Genomic DNA, 19,189 nt, shown 5'->3' with positions numbered 1-19,189 from the left:
ATATTACACACCGTGCCAGAGCGGGCTTTTGCGTTGCGCCATCACAACTGAAAGCACCGTGGAAGCAAACGGGGCGAGAAAAACACTGTGACGGACCCGTAATAGATAATGCCAACCCGTAGGAAACCGTCGCTGTCAAAACCTTCTTCAAAACCGCCAAGGCCGAACGGTTTTGGCGGAGATCGTGGAGCATACGACAATACGCTGAAATGGCGGCCTCCGGGCTTTCGCAACAATAGCGCAAGCAATTCATTGGCCTCCAATCCCGCTGAGCCACGCACTTGTCGCTTCAAGCCCTTTTCGCAAGACAGCAAACATTTGCTCAATTTCACTTTCGCTAATGATTAGGGGCGGTGAAAGAACACACATGTTGATCACAGGTCGAACCAATAACCCACGTTTCTGGCATTCGATATCGATCTGGTTACCAATCTCGTAGTCGCACCCCAGATCGCTCTGGGGATCACCATCGACTGAGCATTGAACGCATCCCATCAACCCCATGCCGCGCACATCGGTAACGATGTCAATCTGACCCAACTGCTGTAGCTGATCCTGAAAAACTGGAGCGACCTTTCGAACGTGTTCGAGAAGCTTTTCCCGTTCAATAATTTCCATACTTTTCAGACCAGCGGCCGCGCTGACCGGGTGGCCAGAATAGGTGTAGCCATTTGAGAAGGTAGCATCTTTCCCTGCAACATCGGCGATCAATCTATCCGAGATAATCGCGGCGCCCATCGGTGCATACCCAGATGTCATTCCTTTGGCACAGGTGATTATGTCTGGCTGAATGCCAAAAACTGCCTCAGACGCGAACCAATGGCCCAAACGCCCGAAAGCCGTCACTACTTCGTCGGAGATGTATAGAACATCATACTTCTTGCAGATGTTTAGGCAACTTTCGTGATACCCTTTCGGCGGCACTATCACGCCACCAGAGGCAAGAACCGGTTCGGCGATAAAAGCGGCAACATTTTCTGGGCCAAGCGCCACAATGGCGTTTTCCAGGTCCGAAACTTTCTCTTTCAGAAAGCTCTCTTCGCTTTGACCAGGCGCACGATAAAGCGGATTCACGTCTGGCAAGAAATGTGCGAGGTCATCCGCCTTGTCGAGCCAAAGCCTGTCACGCTCTTTTCCACTGACGCTGGCCGCCAAAAAAGTGCTTCCATGATAAGCTTTTTGCCTTGAAATGATTTTCTTTTTCTCGGGGCGTCCCAAGAGGTTGTTGCGGAAATGAACAAACCGGATGGCCGTATCAACTGCGGTGGAACCGCCGGTGGTAAAAAAGACATTGTTCAAATCGCCCGGCGCACGTTTAGCGATTTCGCGCGCGAACCACGCAGTAGTCGAGTTGGAATTGTTAAAGGGCGAGAAATAGGCAAGGTTCCGAGCTTGCTCAGCCATGGCCTCGGCCATCTCCGCGCGCCCATAACCGATCTGAGTGCACCACATGCCTCCCGGTCCGTCGATCAAGCGTTCGCCTTTTTCGTTCACCACATGGATGCCGCTGGCACCTTCGATAAAAGTGCGGTCGTTTTCGCCCAATGTTGCCATCCCTTCCCACGGGTGCAGGAAGTGGTCGTTGTCCCAGTGCTTGACGTTAGAGTTATCCACGGCGGGCCATGCTTTCTGTGCTCATCACAATTGGGAATTCTTCGCGAACCTGAGCGTCTGAGGCGCCGAAGTAGTTGGGGAAATGGCTATCGAGAATGGAATTGGCCTTGTCACGGGCACGGTCCAGAAGATCAGTTTTGCCTTCGTTTTCCCATGTGTCCGTGCGCTCACGATCCATGAGCCGTGGGTAGACGAATTCGCTGTTCATATAGCTCAGTGTGTGCGGGTTGCCGAGAAAATGACCAGGGTCGATGGCACACTGGTGGATCACATCCACCGCCATGGTTTCATCCGTGACTTCAATCCCGCGCAACGACCGCAGGATCATACCGCCCGCTTCGTCATCGATGACCATGCTTTCAAAACTGCATCCCATCAGGCTACCGATCATACCCCCGAACTCGCACAAACGATTGGCACCGGCATGAGCGGCAAGCGTGAAGGTTAGTGCCTTTTCCAACCCGTATTGCGCGTCGGGTATCTTAGCATCGGTCATGCCTGCGCCGACAGAGGTTGGAAGGCCATAAAAGTTACCCATCTGAATGGCTGCGGCCCCGATCAGAGCCTGTTCGCCACTGCCGCCGGTGAATGACCCGCTGCGCAGGTCAGTGATGAAGGGCCAGGCGGCAAAGCAGACCGGACAACCTGGTGTGATGAGGTTTACGATGGCAACGCAGGCCAGCGTTTCGGCCACGGTTTGCACCAGCGTTCCCGCAAGTGTAGCGGGGGCTGTGGCCCCGGCTTGAGGAGGCACCGCCAAATCAACCGTCAGGCCCAACTTGGCGGTATCAATCAGGATTTCCATGTTTTCCTTCCCGACCCGCAAGGGGGAAACCATGGGGCAGCCACCAAATATGACGCTTGGCTTTTTCATGAAAGCCCCTTCGCCACCTTGAGCAAAATCAAACATGCGGATGGCATGCGGAATATGGCTGCGGTCGCGAAAAGTCAGACAGGCAGGTTTTTGACTGCCTGCGAGCATGGCATAAATGGTGTTCATGTCGTGAGCGAAATCATCAGTCACATCGGTGGCCAAAACTGTGTCGCCCAGCATATGGATGTTGTCCAAACGGTCCACCAGACGGGTGAAATCATAGACATCGCGCAGGATCGACGGGCGATAAGATTTAGTTTCGGAATCGAAGGTGGTCACGGCGGTGCCGGAGTTGGCGAAATAGACGCTCTCCGCCGAGCAATGCATGTCGTCTTTGCCTTCACGCTCTCCGCGGGCATAGACGTAAAACTCCTTGGCAGCACCAGCCAGGATGTCTTCCATCAGTGCGCGGGGGAAGCACAGCCGATTTAGATCATTCATCACCGCGCCCTTGGGCAGCACCAGATCAAGTAATTCCGGGAAATGATCGGTAATGCCGGTTTTTTCCAGAACGGTCAGAGCCGCTTGATGGATGTTCTCCATATCTGTTGGGGTAAGCGGCTTATAGCGGCCGCCACTTAATCCCCCACGCACGGCCTCATTGCCCGTGGTCGCCTGTTGAACCTTTATGCGCGCGGCGCGCCCACCACCACCGCGACGGCGTGATTTTACCTCAGCCATTACCGGCCATCCTTTGTTCTGGTTCCGAGCGGATCATGGCAAAATAGAAATCGTAAAAATCCTGGATCGAAGTTTCCATTTCGCCCAAGGGCCCCGGTTGGAAGTATTGAGAATTAACGCCGGACTGGTTGTGCCGAATGATGCGTTCATCATCCAAAGATGTGACATGCCAAAGCCAGGTCAGGTCTTCCTTGTTGTAATCTTGGCCTTCTTCGGCATCAGCGCTAACCAGCCAGACCACCTGAATGTCGGTTTCCTGTGGACCACGTGGAATAAAGCGGTAGCCCACCATGTGATCCGAATAGATCAGGAACCAATTCAATGGGCCAATATCAAAGTCAGTTGCGCCACCGTCGAAGCCTTTCAGCGTTCCAAGCAATGGCGCAAGCGCCTCGCCCGATTTGCTGCCGGTTTTGTAACCTTGGTAAAGTGGGTAGCGCCGATAATACCCGCTGGTGAATGGGGTGGGTGCAGCCGCGCCAACAAGCGCCAATTCATCAGGTGTCAGCCCGACTTCTACAGCCCTTGCATTTAGCGGCTCGACCAAGCCAGCCATGTCTTGTGGCGATTTCAGGCTATGAGAGCGAGAGTATTCTTTGTGTGCTGGTCCGCAGTGATAGCATTCAAGATAGTTCTCAACCGCCAGTTTCCAATTCGCGGGAACGGGAAATGACGCCGTATGCGCAACTTTCAGATCGTCAAAGCCATAGGGTTCGACGAGTGGCGAAAGCTGGCTGAGGACAGGATCTAGCGATGGCGTGTTTGCATCGGCACACACAAAGATCAAGCCTTTAAAGACACTCACCTGAACGGGAAAGAGCCCGAATTTGGATGGGTCAAAGTGTTCCCCCATGTTATGGCCAGCACGAAGTTTCCCCGAAAGTTCATATGTCCAGGCGTGATACGGGCAAACAAGAACACGGGAGTTGCCAGACTGTTCAGTGCAGACGCGAGATCCACGATGGCGACAGACGTTCAAATGAGCGCGAACTTCGCCTTCGCGGTCGCGAACAATAATGATGCTCTCCGGGCCATAGTCGAACAGGAAATAGTCTCCGGGGTTTGGGATTTGGCTGACATGCCCTGCCCAAAGCCAGTTACGGTTCCAGACCCGGGCGATGTCATAGTCATAGATGTCTTGCGAGGTATAGAATCCGCGCGGCAGAGCGTGGCCGTGCTGGTGCGAGGCTATCAAAGCATCTAACTCAAACGGTCGGCTGTTCATCACGTTTCCTCCAAATCGACTATCTCGCGGCGAAACCAATCCTTGTCTGCTTCTGCCTTTGGGCGTTCAAAATCGCGGGCCGCGCGGTGGCCTGCGAAGACAGCGTCGACGATCAGTCCCGGAGACGCGGCATCGCCTATAAGTTCGAGGGTCTTCAACCCAACCCTGCGTAAGCTGTCGTAAAGCGCTGTCTCTCGCTGGCGCTCGGTAACCAGAACTGTCGAGGCACAGGGAATACTCGCTTCGCGACCGGTAAAGGCACATCCGATGCGGGCCATGTCACTTTCGACCGCGGTCAGCACCTGATTACAGCGAATGTCGATGCCAAGTTCGATCAGACGAGCCTGAATACGGGGCTGCTCCAAAGTATGTACGGCGTAAGCAGAGACCAAACTCTCCGGCGTGACAAAGACCACCGGATATCCGGCAGCTGCCAGTTTTTCTGCAATCACACCTGCCAAATAGATATGGTCATCATCATAGATCATCACCGGGCCATTCGGAGGCAATATGCCGTTCATGATATCATCAGGTGTCAGCACTCTGGCGCTTTGCTCGATATGAGGCATACGGCGCTGGGTGTTTCGCCCCATGCCATCCGTACGCCAACGGCTGCCGGTGGCGACAAAGACGTGTTCGACGCCAAGCTCTGCCACCTGATCGCCGTCAAGTCTGCTGTCGGTGAACAACTGAACGTTGCCGCGCTGTTTCAGATCACTCAGGCGATAATCGACGACGCGCGACCAGGCCGCTAGGCCGGGAAGCTTGCTTTCCTTTGAAACACGTCCACCAAATTCAGCTGAGGCTTCGGCCAAGGTCACCTGATAGCCGCGCCGTGCGATTTGCATGGCACACTCAAGACCCGCGGGTCCGCCACCGATTACCAGTGCTTCCGCCTCGCTTTTTTTCGGTGCAATGATCTCGGGGTGCCAGCCGCGACGCCATTCCTCGCCCATGGTCGGGTTTTGGGTGCAGCGGATCGGAATACCCAGATTGTCCGAAGACACGCAGATGTTGCAGCCGATGCATTCGCGAATTTCGTCGATCCTGCCTTCTTCAATCTTCTTCGGTATGAACGGGTCCGCAATAGAAGGTCGCGCCGCTCCGATAAGGTCGACAATACCTTTCTTGACCATCGACAGCATCATATCGGGGGAGGTCAGGCGACCGACACCTACCACGGGTTTCCGTGTGATCTGTTTGACGTGGGACAGAAACGCGTTCTGATAACCATCTTCCGGCTGGAATCTGGTTGTGGCACTGTCATTGGACCAGTCGGCCACATTCACATCCCATAGGTCAGGAAGATCGGCCAAAAGCTCGACCACGGCACGGCCTTCTTCTGCGGCCTGCATACCGTCGGCGCCCACCATCTCATCAATGGCAAAGCGGAGCGCCACAGCGCAGCTGTCACCTACAGCTTCGTGGGTATCTTCCAGCAATTCGCGCGTCAGGCGCACGCGATTTTCAAGCGACCCGCCATATTCATCACTACGCTGGTTCATATGAGGCAGCATGAAATGTTGCGCCAAAGTCATGTTATGTCCGGCATAGACGTAAATGATGTCAAATCCGGCATCTTTCGCGCGCAGGGCGGCCTCGCGATGCCAGCGGCGGAATTCCCGGATATCGGCCTTATCCATGGCCTGCGCCTGCTTGGGATGCGTCGTATCGAGGGACATCTCAGAAGGTGCAAGAACCGGCGCGCGGGTCAGCAGGTTCTGTGCATGGTTGCCATTGTGAACCAGCTGAATGGCCGCCAGCGCACCATGCGCATGTACCGCATCCGTCATCAGCCGCAACGCGGGCACATCGCGCCCGTCCCATAGCCGCCCCTCGGCATAAGGAGATAAGTCTGAGGTTGGGTGGATTTCGGTCTCCTGATTGGAAACCACCGCCCACCCGCCTTCGGCTTTCATCCCACGTACGGCGGCATCCGCCCGCGGTCGGACATGCCCCAGCCCGGTGCAATGTGGCACCTGATAAAAGCGGTTTCTGGCTGTGACTGGCCCAATCTGAACCGGTTCAAAAAGCAGAGCATATGCGTTCGCGTTCGACATGTTCACGCGTTTTCCTGTATTTGGGACCCGGAGCCGTAAGGCCCCGGAAAAGTGGTTGTGTTAGAAGCCGGCTTTGATCCGTTCAAATTCTGCCAGCATTTTCGCCTCAAGCTCGGGATTCACCGCATCAAAGAACAAACTGCCTTCGAAGAAGCTTTTAGGGTCAGCAAAACCATAGGCTTCGATGTTGGCCTGATCGGCAACTTCGAACGCTTTTGCGTTGGAATGTGGGTAGCCCCAGTTGTCGATGATGTACTGACCGCTGGCAGGGTCAGTGAGCGCGTTCAACAGATCATAGACCTGATCGACCGGAGTCGTGGAAGACTTCAGATGCACGTAACCGCACGCCCAGGTCGCGATGCCCTTATCGACATCACGCATCATCGCGGCAGGCACTTCGTTCCAGATCAGGTTCAGTTCGGACTGGTTCCAGGCCCAACCCATTTCGATCTCACCGCTGGTCATGGCCTGATCAAACTGACCCGCATCGGACCAGTAAAAGCGCATGTTTGGGTGGATTGAGCGCAGGAAATCCGATGCTTCTTTGAACTGCTCATCGCTCAGATTTGTGTAATCATCAGCGTTTCCAGTGGCCAGCGCAGCCAGGGCATATGCAGACGACGCCGCATCCGGGATCGCGATCTTACCTGCATAGGCCGGGTCAGCCAGCAATTGCAGCGAGATATCATCCCCCGAGATTTTGTCGGTACGATAGATAAGACCCGTGTTCCCCCACTCGAACGGCAACATGTAAAGCTGGCCGTCCAGGACGATGGCGTCGACTTCCTTAATCTCAGGTAAAACATCGGCCCAGTTGGTCAGTTTGCTTTCATCCAGGGGCTGGATCAGGTCGGCTGCGACCCATTTCCGGACCGCGTCAGAACAAGGATGCGCCAGATCAGCCGTGAAACCCGAACTCAGTTTCGTGAAGGCTTCCTCCTGACTTCCAAAATAGGAATAGCTTGGCGCCTCATCCCCGTATTTTTCCATGTAGCTGGCAAAGAACCCGGGGTCTTCATATCCCGACCAGTCAAAAACCGTTAGATCAGCGCCACCTGCTATGGCACTTCCCGTGCTTATTGCCGTCGCACATGCGAAGGCCGCAATTCCCTGAACTCTCATTTTATCCTCCCACTATTTTACTATGGTCTGTACCAAGATCGATCACGCTTGCACCTTGAAGCCCCAGCCAAACTGCGTCGCCGCGTTTGAAATCGACCGTGTGAAAGTAGTTGGGAACCGAGACCGAGATTGGCTTTTCGGCTCCCGCAACCTGAATGTGATAGTGAATGTTCTCGCCATAGAAGGCGACGTTGCTGACAGTGCCTTGAACCGTTGATGGATAGTCTTCTGGCTTTTCAGCAGCGATTTCCAATTGTTCCGGGCGAATACCGATGTTCATGTCTTTAGAGCTGGTCGCAACGTTGGGATTTCTCTCAATCTCAATCCGCCCGAAGGCGGCTGCATCGATCGACAACATATTGCCGGTTTCGCCCGACAACTGGGCAGGCAGTATGTTCATCTCACCGATGAAACTGGCCACTTGCTGATCACAGGGACGGGCATAAAGCGTGGTTGGTGTATCCACCTGCTTGAGCCGTCCGTCGAACATCACACCGATGCGGTCGGACATGGTCATCGCCTCATATTGGTCGTGTGTGACCATCACGAAAGTGATGCCAAGCGATTGCTGCAGGTTGCGCATTTCAAACTGCATCTGTTCGCGCAATTTCTTGTCGAGAGCGGACAAGGGCTCGTCCAGCAACAACACCTTGGGTCGCATGATCAGCGCCCGGGCAAGCGCCACCCTTTGCCGCTGCCCACCGGACAATTCACTTGCGCCGCGATCCTGAAGACCTCCAAGCTCGACCATTTCCAGGGCTTCGGCTACGCGCTGGTCGATCTCTGCCTTGGGGGCCTTGCCCCGTAATCCATAGGCCACGTTGTTTCCGACGTTCAGGTGCGGGAAGATGGCGTAGCTCTGAAAGACCATGTTCGTTGGACGGTTGTTGGCAGGCACACCTTCCATATCCTGACCGTCGATCAGCACGGTACCCGCGGTCGGTTCCTGGAAGCCCGCGATCATCCGCAATACCGTAGTCTTGCCGCATCCCGAGGGGCCGAGGAGTGAGAAAAACTCGCCCTCTTTGAGATCGAGATCGATCCCGCTGGCCGCCAGGAATGTGCCATAGCGCTTTTCGACGCCCCTGAGTTCTATGATGTTTCTGTCTGTCATCGGACCTCTGATGCGGATGAGCGGCGGCGGAAGTACTCGGCCAGCACCAATAGCAGAACCGAGGTAAGCAGCAGGATAGAACCCAAGGCCAAAACGTTTGGAAGCTTGGCGGGGAAACGGATCTGGCTCCAGATATAGACCGGCAGTGTTGGCTGGTTGCCGGACAGGAAAAAGGCCAGGACGAACTCATCGAAGCTAACCGTAAAAGTGACCAGCATGCTGGCTACGATGCCCGGGGAAACGACCGGCAGCGTCACACGACGGAAGGTTTCGAACACGCCGACGCCCAGATCGTAGGATGCCTCTTCCAGCGACGCGTCGAAGTCATCGAACGCGGACTTCAAGATCGAAACGGAAAATGGCAGCGCAAGAAACGTATGGCCCAGAACTACGGTCAGCAGAGATGGTTTGAGACCGAGAAACAGAAACAGAACCAGCATTGACGAAGCCACGATAATACCCGGGATAACCAAAGGCAGCATTACCAGACCTTCAGCTGCACGCTGACCCCGAAAACGGTACCGAACAAAGGCGCGCGCGGCGAACAGCCCCATAGCGGTAGATAGAATTGCGACGACCGTGCCGACACCCAGCGAATTCCAAAGGGCCTGGATCAGCGTATCCTGCTCGCCCAGTTTCCGATACCAGTCCAGCGTCCAGCCTTTTATCGGAAAGGCAACGATTGTACCGCTGTTGAACGAGAACAAAGGTAGGAAAAGAACCGGCAGGTACAGAAAAACCAAATACAGGAAAGCATAGGCTGTCAGGGTCGAGGGGCGCTTCATCTGATCCTCCTCCCAAACTGGGTGGCGGTAATAACAAACACGATGGCGACGAAGCCGACCGACAGCATCGCGATCAGCGAAAGTGTGGCGCCGAGAGGCCAGTTGTTAGCGGCCCCGAATTGCACCTGAATAAGATTGGCGATCATCTTCCCGTCCGATCCGCCGACCAGCGCTGGAGTCACGTAGTCACCGACAGTCGGAATGAAGATGATCAGGCAAGCCGCAATGATCCCTGGGATGGTCAACGGCAGCGTCACCCGCATGAAGCGTTGCAAAGGACTGTTGCCGAGGTCGGTGGCGGCCTCCAACAGGCTTGGATCGATCTTCTGCAACGAGACATAGATCGGCAGGATCGCAAAAGGTGCCCAGGCATGGGCAAGCGTCAGTACGACAGCGAATTCATTATAGAGCAAGAAGTCGAGCGGTTCGTCGATCAGACCAAGCATCAGTAGTGCAGAATTCATCACCCCGTTGAACCCAAGGATGAGTTTCCAGGCAAATACGCGCAGGAGGTAGCTGGACCAGAACGGAATGGTGATGAGCAGAAGCCAGATGGTCTTTTTCCGGGCCTTCATCGCGATGAAGTACGCGATGGGATAGGCCAGTGCGACAGTGACTACCGTAACTGCTCCGGCAATCCAGATCGACCTTAGCATTAAATGTCGAACCAGCGGATCGGCAAACGCGTCGCTATAGTTTTTCAGCGTCGGTGTCTTGTCGAGCGTTACGTAGGTTTGGGTCCAGAACGAATAGGCGATCAGGATCACCAAAGGCGCCGCCACCAGAAACCCCACGTATGCCGTGGCTGGTGCGCTGAGGGTATAACCCCGGGACGCTTCGCTACGAAAAATCACCCTATCTCCCATCTCGGTACTTACGAGTCTCTAATGGACGATCGTCCATTTAATGTTGCGCCAGAAAGGCCTTTCGTGTCAATCTTCCTGTGAGCCACCCATATGAGAAGACCCTAAGCTAATGGAATCATTGAATAGAGTGACAGAGCCTAAAGGAAGAAAGCGTAGCTCGAAGCGCGATCCAGAAGCCAACAGGCAGCTTCTGATCAAGGCGACACTGGATACTATTGCTGATATCGGGGTCACCGATACCTCGGTCAGTCGCATTTGCGAGCGCTCAGGTCTGTCGCGCGGAATGATCCATTTGCATTTCGGGGGGAAGGACAATTTGCTGACCGCAGCGGCCCAGCATTTCAGTACCGAGTATTATGCCGAGATGGACAGAATGACCGAACTGGGCTCGGATGCATCGCCCGAAGAGCGAGTGATGGCTGTGATCGAGGCGGATCTATCCGAAGCTTTGCTCAATCCACGAAGTACGAAAATCTGGCATGCATTCCGAGGCATCGCGAGCTCACACCCAGGTATTGCCCGATACAGCAGCACTCAGGATCCCAAACTTGTCGAGACTTTGCGGCGCGCGTTCACGGAGATAGCCCAACAAAACGGACATGATCCGAACTTGGTGAATGATGCCACTAGCGGAACGTTGGCCTTACTGGAAGGTATGTGGGTAAATTACCTTACCGATATGCAGGTTTTTTCGCGACGACGCTCTGCTGAACTTATTCGAAGATTTTTAGGCGGACTTTTTCCAGGAAAATTCAAGTTGTGAGCCTTCGCGACGCTCAGGTTTGAGATGGAAACAATGCCTCTTCCTGGAAAGCAACTACTGGTATTGGTGAGGCCTCTAGCGTCCACGTAGCATCGACCTAGCTATTGAAAAATCTCGACGTCCGCTGTGCGCTATTAGCGGACTTTCACAATTAAACTTTGTAGTCCGAGATGCGCAACAAAGTGAGGTTTTGCAGCATTATTGACGTCGTGGTGTGGCTACGCACCCGTTGGTCCAATCTTCAAGCTGGTCGGGAAAAGCATCGACTGACTTCGCTCGGCGCCTGCGATAAATCTCGACATACATGCCTCCAGCCTTTGCCGAATAGCATACATCATCCAGAGTTTTCACACAGACTCAGTCCAATACACCATCAGCTGAAAGCAAGCATGGATGTTTGCAGCCAGAAGCTACAAGGTAGCACACGATATCCAGGACACCGAACAATGCCTAAAAAACACCAGGGACAAACGGTTGCGATAGATGTTGATCTCGCTGGAGATATTCTTCGAGTGGCGGTTTCTGGTCTTCCTAAACTAGTTTCTAGGAACGCGGCTAGCGCCTTGCTGGAGCTTCGTTCGGATCACGAACAGTTTCGGGGGTTTTTGAACCTCCCACCAAATGGAAACCACCTCATCAACTCTTGCCTACTCTATCCACCCTTTGAGCAATGTACCGATGGGGCACTTTTTCTAGCCTCTCAGTTTGCATACGCACCATATGCCGGAACCGCACTCATGGCTGCAGCCACCATAATTGCGAGCGCGAAGCGTCAAGCATTAGCCAAAGATCAACAAGTTGTTGCTTTGGAAACAGCAAATGGTGTCATGGAAGTACAAGTAACCCGAACAGATAGCGTTATGACACATGCCAAGTGGTTTACTGTCAAGCCCAAGCTATTGATTAATAATCAAATATTGAATCTTCCTCTAAGTGGAAACATTCCAGTTTCTCTAGTCGATGCCGGGTTGCCGTATTTGGTTGTCGATGCAGACTATCTAGGTATTTCGCTTAGTGAGCGCCAAAAATTGACCAACGCTGCAATTGAGTTAAGCGGGGCGGCTAGTAAACAATTTCCGATGTCCAATTTTGGCATTGGCGGCAGCTACGGTAAATACTTGGTCATGTTCAGTTCGAAATCAGGGAAGAACCATATTAAAACTGTCTGGGTCTCTGATAAGGGAGAACCGGCTAATTCGGCCGGGGGGACAGGCGCATTGTCCGTTGTGGTGGCGTGCGAGGGCAACGGGTCACTATCTCCCGGCAGGTCCGTGACAATCGAAGCACCGGGCGGGATTTTTGAATGCCAAGTTGTAGGTCAATTCGCCACTGTATCAGCAGAAGTTAGGATCGTTGCAAGGCATAGCTTTCCTTCTTTTTACAACGCTAATCAGTAAGGCAGCTTTTTAAATTGGGTGTTTGGGTGCAGAACCCTAACAAACCGAGCAACTGAATTCCATTCTGCCAGAACCCGTTGTGGCGCCTTAATTGCAACCCAGTGCCTGGTAGGGCCACTGAAAGCTTCGGACATTGCCGACGAGAGTATTGGGCCGACCCCCGACGAATATTCGGAAAGGCCTTCTGCGGGCAAGTTTTTCGCCCATCTTCACTAAAATCTGGGTTTTTTAGCTCAATCAGCCCAAATCGGACATTGGTCGTGGCAGTAAAGAACGACAGGAGTACACTAAAGGCACCAAAATCAGCGTGCTTTCTTGATCTTTATTTTGTCAAGCTTCGCTCTGCTCTTGGTCGATTCCTCAGAGCGCGTGAGAGCTTTGGCAATGGCCTTCAAGCCCATCCCCTTTGACACCAGTAGGTGCAATTTTTGAATTTCCTCTTGTGTCCAAGCTTGACGGTGACGCTCAAATCGTTCTGCCATGGTTTTCGTCTACCTTATCAATGTGTCTGATCTGTCATAAAGCATGGTGGTCGTGTTGACGCCAGCTCAAGCAAAATCACGAGTATCTTAGTGAAGCAACGGTGATACCAAACGCGACAAATGACAGACCCAGCCCAAAGCGGACAATCAAGACCAAACTTTGCAATTCCGGATAGCGGACCGAACCGGACATCAACGTTGAGCGTGCCAATGTCCGGTCATTGCTCGCTAGCCTTCAAGTGGGGCTCGGTTGACGCGACTGACCTCCTCCATAATGTCGAAAACATGGTCGGCGGTCACTGTGATCCCTATCGCTTCCAGGCGCTTCAGGTGCATTATTTTATAGCTTTCCAGATATTCGCGGTTCCGAAACAGGTATGTGGACCCATAGTGATTGGTTCCATCTTCGACAGTCCAAATCTTCCAGATTATTCCTGGCTCCTCCGCGATACTCTTTGCAAGTTGCTCGGTGCCGGCGAGAAATTCTTCTGTGATCGGACCTTCATAGGTCATATGCAGATCCCAGACTTTCAGTGTACTCATGTTTAGTTTCCTTTGTGAGTTTGGGAAAGTTCAGCGGTTTTTCCCGAGTTGGTAGAAGCATAGGACCGCAAGCAAGGCGAAGAAGATGGGGTCAGACCAGCCAAACCCGGTGAAAACTCCTGTCAGGCAGGCGTAAAGCGTGATGATGACGCCAAGTAGATTGGTCCACATCAATCCTGTGAGAAGGGCGATTGCAGCTTCACTGCCATGTTCTACGTCCCGAAACAGGAAGCTGATGATCCCGATGCCGCCCAGAAATATCGAGTTATGCTGTGACAGGAACACAGCGTATTGGTCGTTTAATTGCAGGCCGTAGTTTGGCCAGAGGATGGCCGGGGCAAAGAACAGCGCGAGCGCGAACAACATGTAAATCACGCCATGCACGGTCAGGAGTGTTTTGTTAGGCATGTTACGACTTTCTAAGGTTGAGGCAGTTTTTTTCGGAGTTGGTTGAGTGTCTTGATCGTCTGGCGTTTGTCCTGCACGCTGAGATCACCAAAAATCTGTTCCAGAGCTTGATTGTGGAGTGGCAGGAATTCGGCCACTTTTTGGCGCCCGGCTGCGGTCAATAACAGAACACGCGCCCGTCTGTCGGTTTCATCGACACTCTTTTCCACCCATCCGGCTTGAACCAGGTTTTTGACAACCACATCCAGGTTGCCGGATGTAGACAGTGTCAGCCGCATCAGATCGTTGATTGACAGCGGACCCTTGTTGCTAAGTGTTTCCAGCGCGTCCCATTGTGGCGCTGTAAGGCCCGCCGAACGAAACGCAGACACCATAGCGCGCATGAATAATTGCTGACTGCGTAGCAGGGCCAGCACCAGGGTTTGGTTTTCTCGGGCTTGATTTTTATGTCTCATGTTGCGCATGTATCCCTAGTTAGGGATAAATTCAAGTACTCCCCATAGAATGACCTAATCCACTCATTCGTTCGATGTGCAGCATTTGTTGGAATGACGCATAAAGCGAGCTTTCGCTGCATCTGCGCTAATGTCCGCAATCATTTCATCTCAGTTCATCAAGCAACGTTACTCTGTCACTGGAAATACATTTGTCTTCTTGACAACTCCGTAGACAAAGCTGCTGTCCATGGAGGCAATACCTCCAAGAGGATGCAACTTTCTGCGAACGAATTTTTCGTAATCTGAAAGATCAGCCACGACCACACGAAGCAGGTAATCCGATGAGCCGGTCATAACGAAACACTCCAGTACCTGGTCAATCCGCGCAATGGCTGCTTCGAATTTCTTTACTGTCGCTTCAGTATGGCTTTCCAGTTTGACGTGAACGAATACCGTTACCGGCAACCCGTAGGCCTCGGCGTCTATGTTGGCGCTATAGCCGGTGATGATTCCATTTTGCTCGAGCAGCTTCAGCCGCCTCAGACAGGGCGAAGGTGACAAGTTCACCTCTGCTGCCAAGTCTTGATTCGTCATTCGACCATTGCGCTGCAACGCTCGAATGATCTGTTGGTCTTTACGGTCTATTTTTTTCATAGATTAGCATATACTGCTACAAACGAGGTAGTATAAGACATTTTTGGAATATTTTGCCACTCGTGTCGTCATACTCTGCTTCTTGAAAACCAAGGAGTCACCCAATGCGCAACCGCCCCGACAGCTTCTCCACTCTTGCCATTCACCATGGCTATAACCCGATGGAAAACGAAGGAGCGTTGACGCCTCCGCTGCATCTGACCTCGACATTCGCTTTCGAAACCGCGGAAGCAGGCGGTGCGATGTTCGCGGGCGAGCAGGCAGGGCATGTTTATTCGCGCATCTCGAACCCGACTTGCGATTTGCTGGAGCAACGCATCGCGGTGCTTGAGGGGGCAGAGGCAGGATTGGCCCTGGCCTCGGGGATGGGGGCGATCACTGCAACGATGTGGACTCTTCTTGCCCCGGGGGATGAGGTCATTCTCGACAAGACGCTCTATGGCTGCACATTTTCCTTCATGCGGCACGGGCTGGCAAAATTCGGTGTGACAGTGACCCATGTGGATCTGACGGAGCCGGAAAACCTGATAGAGGCGATCAGCGGAAAAACCAAGGTGGTCTATTTTGAAACACCCGCCAATCCGAATATGCGCCTTGTAGATATCCAGTCTGTATCAGCCATTGCCCATGCCAACGGCGCCTACGTGGTGGTGGATAATACCTATGCCACGCCCTATCTGACCCAGCCAATCAAACATGGCGCAGATATCGTTCTGCACTCGGCGACGAAATATCTAGGCGGTCACGGAGATGTTGTTGCAGGGTTGCTGGCCGGATCGACCGAGCTGGTGACTGAAATCCGCCTCTATGGGATGAAGGATATGACCGGCGCGGTCATGGCCCCGTTTAACGCGATGCTCATACTGCGCGGCCTCAAGACACTGGAATTGCGCATGGATCGGCATTGCAGCAGCGCTGCGACCATCGCCGAATATCTGGAGCAATCCGCCGGTGTGCGAAAGGTCTGGTATCCGGGACTGAGCAGTTTCGAACAGCATGATGTCGCGCAGCGGCAGATGTCCAAATTCGGCGGCATGATTGCATTTGAACTGGATGGCGGTCTGGAAGCAGGGCGCGCGATGATGAACAGACTGCAAATGATCACCCGCGCCGTATCATTGGGAGATGCTGAAACACTGGTGCAGCACCCGGCCAGCATGACCCACTCTACCTATACGCCTGAAGAACGCGCCGCACATGGCATCAGCGATGGGCTGGTGCGATTGTCCATTGGCCTGGAGGGGATCGACGACGTGATCCACGATCTCGAACAAGCCTTGCCAAGACCCCCTGTCCGCAGCGCAGCTTAAGGAAATTGACCATGTCCATTGATCTCAAAACAATTGAACAACGTTTGCTGTGGCTGTCCCACTGGATGATCCACCATGCGAACCACATTCGGCCCAAAGCTGACGGGATCAAGGTTGGCGGGCATCAGGCGTCTTCGGCGTCGATGGTATCGATCATGACCGCGTTATATTTTCAGACCCTGCGTCCGGAAGATCGCGTAGCAGTCAAACCGCATGCCTCGCCGGTCTTTCACGCGATTCAGTATCTGATGGGCAACCAGACCCGTGAGAAGTTGGAGAACTTTCGCGGATTTGGTGGCGCGCAAAGCTATCCTTCCCGCACGAAAGATATCGATGACGTGGATTTTTCGACCGGTTCGGTGGGCCTTGGCGTTGCTATCACCTCGTTTGCGTCACTTGTGCAGGATTATGTACAGGCCAAATCCTGGGGCGATACGCAAAAGCTTGGACGCATGATCGCATTGGTTGGCGATGCTGAGCTGGACGAAGGCAATATCTATGAGGCACTGCAAGAGGGATGGAAGAACGATCTGCGTAATTGCTGGTGGATCATTGATTATAACCGCCAGTCATTGGACGGCGTCGTGCGTGAAGGACTGTTCCAACGGATTGAGCAAATCTTCGACGCCTTCGGATGGGATGTTGTGCGGGTTAAATACGGCGCTTTGCAACGCGCTGCGTTTAAAGAGCCGGGCGGAGAGAAGCTGCGTCAATGGATTGATCAGTGCCCCAACCAGCTCTACTCGGCACTGACCTTCATGGGGGGCGCGGTGTGGCGCGAGCGACTGATGGAAACCCTCGGCGATCAAGGCGACGTAAGCGCGTTGCTTGATGCGCGCAGCGATGACGAACTGGCCGCTCTGATGGAAAATCTGGGTGGGAACTGCGTCACCACCATGGCAGATACCTTCGCCGCAATAGATCACGACCGCCCGGTCTGTTTCCTTGCCTATACGATCAAGGGCTGGGGGACGCCGATTGCTGGCCACAAGGACAACCATGGTGGGTTGATGAACAAGACTCAGATGGCCGAATGGAAGAAATTCATGGGTGTTACTGAGGGTGATGAATGGGAGCGCTTTGCCACCATCGCAGACCCGGCAGCGTTTGAGAAAATGCTGGCAAAGACGCCCTTCTTCGCCAGAGGGCCGCGCCGATACTCAGATGACGTTATCGACGTCCCCTCAGTTGAGTTGGATCCGGGTCGTGAAATCTCGACTCAAATGGCATTCGGCAAGATTCTGGATGACCTGTCCAAAGGCAACAGCGCGCTGGCCGAGCGGATCGTGACGACCTCTCCGGATGTGACCGGCACAACCAATCTTGGCCCTTGGGTCAATCGCAGGAAACTGTTTGCGCGCACCCATCAATCCGACACTTTCAAGGCTGAAAATATCCCCTCCACCGCGAAGTGGGAGTTTACACCAGATGGTCAGCATATCGAACTTGGCATTGCTGAAATGAACCTGTTTTTGCTTCTGGCGGCGGCAGGGCTTTCGCACTCGGTTTTTGGCAAAAGGCTTATTCCCATTGGAACGGTCTATGATCCTTTTGTGTCCCGTGGCTTGGATGCGTTGAATTACGCCTGTTATCAGGATGCCCGTTTCATGATCGTGGGCACGCCCTCTGGCGTCACTTTGGCGCCGGAAGGCGGGGCGCATCAATCAATCGCGTCGCCGCTGATTGGCATGTCGCAAGACGGGTTGGCCGCATTTGAGCCCGCCTTTGCGGATGAATTGGCGGTCATCATGGAATGGGCCTTTGCCTATATGCAAAAAGATGGCGAGGGAGATCCCGATGAACGCACCTGGTTGCGCGACGAGACCGGCGGTTCGGTCTATTTACGTCTGACGACCAACCCGATTGAGCAGCCCGGTAAACGCGTGGATGACGATTTCCGTCAGGGGGCCATCGACGGTGCCTATTGGCTACGCAAACCGGGACCGAACTGCGAAGTTGTCATTGCTTATCAGGGCGCGGTTGCCCAGGAGGCCATCAGGGCAGCGGGCCATATCGCCCAGGGGCGGCGGGATGTCGGCGTTCTGGCAGTGACCTCTGCCGACCGGTTGAACGCCGGCTGGACTGCAGCGCAACGGGCGCGCACAAATGGCATTCGGGGCGCTGAGGCACATATCGAAACGCTGCTGGCAGATGTGCCGCGCGACTGCGCATTGATCACAGTGATCGACGGACACCCGGCAACGTTGTCCTGGTTGGGTGCCGTTCATGGCCACAAAACGATTCCGCACGGTGTGGAGCATTTCGGCCAAACCGGGTCTATTGCGGATTTGTACCGTCATTTCCGCATTGACGCTAACGCGTTGATCCAATCAGTAGGCGAATTGTCCCATGGTCGTAAAATCCCTCAGATTGTGGCTATAGCATAGCAGCAGCAGACATTGGATCACGTTGCTGCGTCTGCAACTATGGGCTCTCCTGTCGCCACTCTCTGCGGAGCGCTTCAACTGGTGGTAAGAGCCCATTTTGTGAGTCCGATTTTCATGCTGCGTGCGCTCGCGGTGTGGGAAATGCTGCGGTAGCGTAAAGTATGGTGCTGTCGGGCAGCGGGAAATGTCGCCATTCGTGCAGAGTGCAGCAAGGATCAGGGACTGAATTCACACATCGCGGACGAAGCTGACCTTGATGGTCACAGACTGAACGTCGGCTTCTGGCATCGTTGCGTGTGCTCTTCCTACAGGGCAAATAAAAACGGGCGGTCCGTTTCGAGCAAACTTACAATACCGGGCAATATTCTTATTCTATCTTCTTCTTTCCAACTAGGGTCAGGACTCATAGCCAATAGATGACGAGAGCTGCGATGGCGATTGCTGAGAGGAAGACCTTCGGGCACCTG

The 19,189-nt window shown here is 53.8% G+C and carries 17 protein-coding genes; 4 read left to right on the top strand and 13 right to left on the bottom strand.

From position 1 onward, the window contains the following. Positions 1 to 249: 249 nt before the first annotated feature. The 8 genes from AC2FIM_RS19880 to AC2FIM_RS19845 are packed head-to-tail and all read right to left on the bottom strand — an operon-like array spanning position 250 to position 10,341. Positions 250 to 1,554, bottom strand: coding sequence for an aminotransferase class III-fold pyridoxal phosphate-dependent enzyme (locus AC2FIM_RS19880; protein ID WP_271952683.1), 1,305 nt, complete (start codon positions 1,552 to 1,554; stop codon positions 250 to 252). Positions 1,555 to 1,606: 52 nt separating this feature from the next. Continuing rightward, positions 1,607 to 3,169, bottom strand: coding sequence for a trimethylamine methyltransferase family protein (locus AC2FIM_RS19875; RefSeq protein WP_271952679.1), 1,563 nt, complete (start codon positions 3,167 to 3,169; stop codon positions 1,607 to 1,609). Continuing rightward, complete coding sequence (locus tag AC2FIM_RS19870) at positions 3,162 to 4,394, bottom strand: aromatic ring-hydroxylating oxygenase subunit alpha (RefSeq protein WP_271952677.1); 1,233 nt, start codon at positions 4,392 to 4,394, stop codon at positions 3,162 to 3,164. Before AC2FIM_RS19870 ends, AC2FIM_RS19875 begins: the two co-directional genes overlap by 8 nt. Beyond that, on the bottom strand, positions 4,394 to 6,454 hold the full coding sequence (locus AC2FIM_RS19865) for an oxidoreductase (protein WP_271952675.1): 2,061 nt from the start codon (positions 6,452 to 6,454) through the stop codon (positions 4,394 to 4,396). The genes AC2FIM_RS19870 and AC2FIM_RS19865 overlap by 1 nt, the downstream gene beginning before the upstream one ends. 60 nt (positions 6,455 to 6,514) lie before the next feature. Then, the gene (locus tag AC2FIM_RS19860) at positions 6,515 to 7,576 is read right to left on the bottom strand and encodes an extracellular solute-binding protein (protein WP_271952673.1); all 1,062 of its coding nucleotides are present in this window, start codon (positions 7,574 to 7,576) and stop codon (positions 6,515 to 6,517) included. A gap of 1 nt (position 7,577) precedes the next feature. Beyond that, positions 7,578 to 8,690: an ABC transporter ATP-binding protein gene (locus AC2FIM_RS19855; protein WP_271952671.1), complete on the bottom strand. Its 1,113-nt coding sequence runs from the start codon at positions 8,688 to 8,690 to the stop codon at positions 7,578 to 7,580. Then, positions 8,687 to 9,475 carry an ABC transporter permease gene (locus tag AC2FIM_RS19850; protein WP_142640356.1) on the bottom strand — a complete coding sequence of 263 codons (789 nt, stop codon included), beginning with the start codon at positions 9,473 to 9,475 and terminating at the stop codon, positions 8,687 to 8,689. The genes AC2FIM_RS19855 and AC2FIM_RS19850 overlap by 4 nt, the downstream gene beginning before the upstream one ends. Next, positions 9,472 to 10,341, bottom strand: coding sequence for an ABC transporter permease (locus AC2FIM_RS19845; RefSeq protein WP_142640355.1), 870 nt, complete (start codon positions 10,339 to 10,341; stop codon positions 9,472 to 9,474). Before AC2FIM_RS19845 ends, AC2FIM_RS19850 begins: the two co-directional genes overlap by 4 nt. Positions 10,342 to 10,450: 109 nt before the next feature. Here AC2FIM_RS19845 and AC2FIM_RS19840 point away from each other — a divergent pair, with 109 nt between their 5' ends. Both AC2FIM_RS19840 and AC2FIM_RS19835 read left to right on the top strand, forming a co-directional pair. Beyond that, positions 10,451 to 11,104: a TetR family transcriptional regulator C-terminal domain-containing protein gene (locus AC2FIM_RS19840; RefSeq protein ID WP_271952668.1), complete on the top strand. Its 654-nt coding sequence runs from the start codon at positions 10,451 to 10,453 to the stop codon at positions 11,102 to 11,104. Between the two features lie 446 nt (positions 11,105 to 11,550). After that, positions 11,551 to 12,501: a proline racemase family protein gene (locus AC2FIM_RS19835; RefSeq protein WP_271952666.1), complete on the top strand. Its 951-nt coding sequence runs from the start codon at positions 11,551 to 11,553 to the stop codon at positions 12,499 to 12,501. A 302-nt stretch (positions 12,502 to 12,803) separates the two neighbouring features. Here AC2FIM_RS19835 and AC2FIM_RS19830 read toward each other — a convergent pair whose 3' ends face one another. The 5 genes from AC2FIM_RS19830 to AC2FIM_RS19810 form a co-directional block, all read right to left on the bottom strand. Then, entirely contained in the window at positions 12,804 to 12,983 is a 180-nt protein-coding gene (locus AC2FIM_RS19830) for a hypothetical protein (RefSeq protein WP_058275054.1), read from the bottom strand. Between the two features lie 228 nt (positions 12,984 to 13,211). Then, positions 13,212 to 13,526 carry a monooxygenase gene (locus AC2FIM_RS19825; protein WP_271952664.1) on the bottom strand — a complete coding sequence of 105 codons (315 nt, stop codon included), beginning with the start codon at positions 13,524 to 13,526 and terminating at the stop codon, positions 13,212 to 13,214. A 30-nt stretch (positions 13,527 to 13,556) separates the two neighbouring features. After that, positions 13,557 to 13,934 carry a hypothetical protein gene (locus tag AC2FIM_RS19820; protein ID WP_271952662.1) on the bottom strand — a complete coding sequence of 126 codons (378 nt, stop codon included), beginning with the start codon at positions 13,932 to 13,934 and terminating at the stop codon, positions 13,557 to 13,559. A gap of 11 nt (positions 13,935 to 13,945) precedes the next feature. After that, positions 13,946 to 14,389, bottom strand: coding sequence for a MarR family winged helix-turn-helix transcriptional regulator (locus AC2FIM_RS19815; protein ID WP_271952659.1), 444 nt, complete (start codon positions 14,387 to 14,389; stop codon positions 13,946 to 13,948). 168 nt (positions 14,390 to 14,557) lie between these two features. Then, entirely contained in the window at positions 14,558 to 15,016 is a 459-nt protein-coding gene (locus AC2FIM_RS19810) for an Lrp/AsnC family transcriptional regulator (protein WP_281973936.1), read from the bottom strand. A 113-nt stretch (positions 15,017 to 15,129) separates the two neighbouring features. On the opposite strand from AC2FIM_RS19810, the gene AC2FIM_RS19805 reads away from it, so the two are divergent. After that, the gene (locus AC2FIM_RS19805) at positions 15,130 to 16,335 is read left to right on the top strand and encodes a methionine gamma-lyase (protein WP_281973927.1); all 1,206 of its coding nucleotides are present in this window, start codon (positions 15,130 to 15,132) and stop codon (positions 16,333 to 16,335) included. A gap of 11 nt (positions 16,336 to 16,346) precedes the next feature. Further along, positions 16,347 to 18,722 carry a thiamine pyrophosphate-binding protein gene (locus AC2FIM_RS19800; RefSeq protein WP_496708373.1) on the top strand — a complete coding sequence of 792 codons (2,376 nt, stop codon included), beginning with the start codon at positions 16,347 to 16,349 and terminating at the stop codon, positions 18,720 to 18,722. Positions 18,723 to 19,189 lie beyond the last annotated feature (467 nt).

The sequence above is a fragment of the Ruegeria sp. CDSC052 genome, from assembly GCF_059610685.1.
The sequence above is the reverse complement of the archived record's forward strand: the minus strand, read 5'-3'. Positions and strand labels throughout refer to the sequence as shown.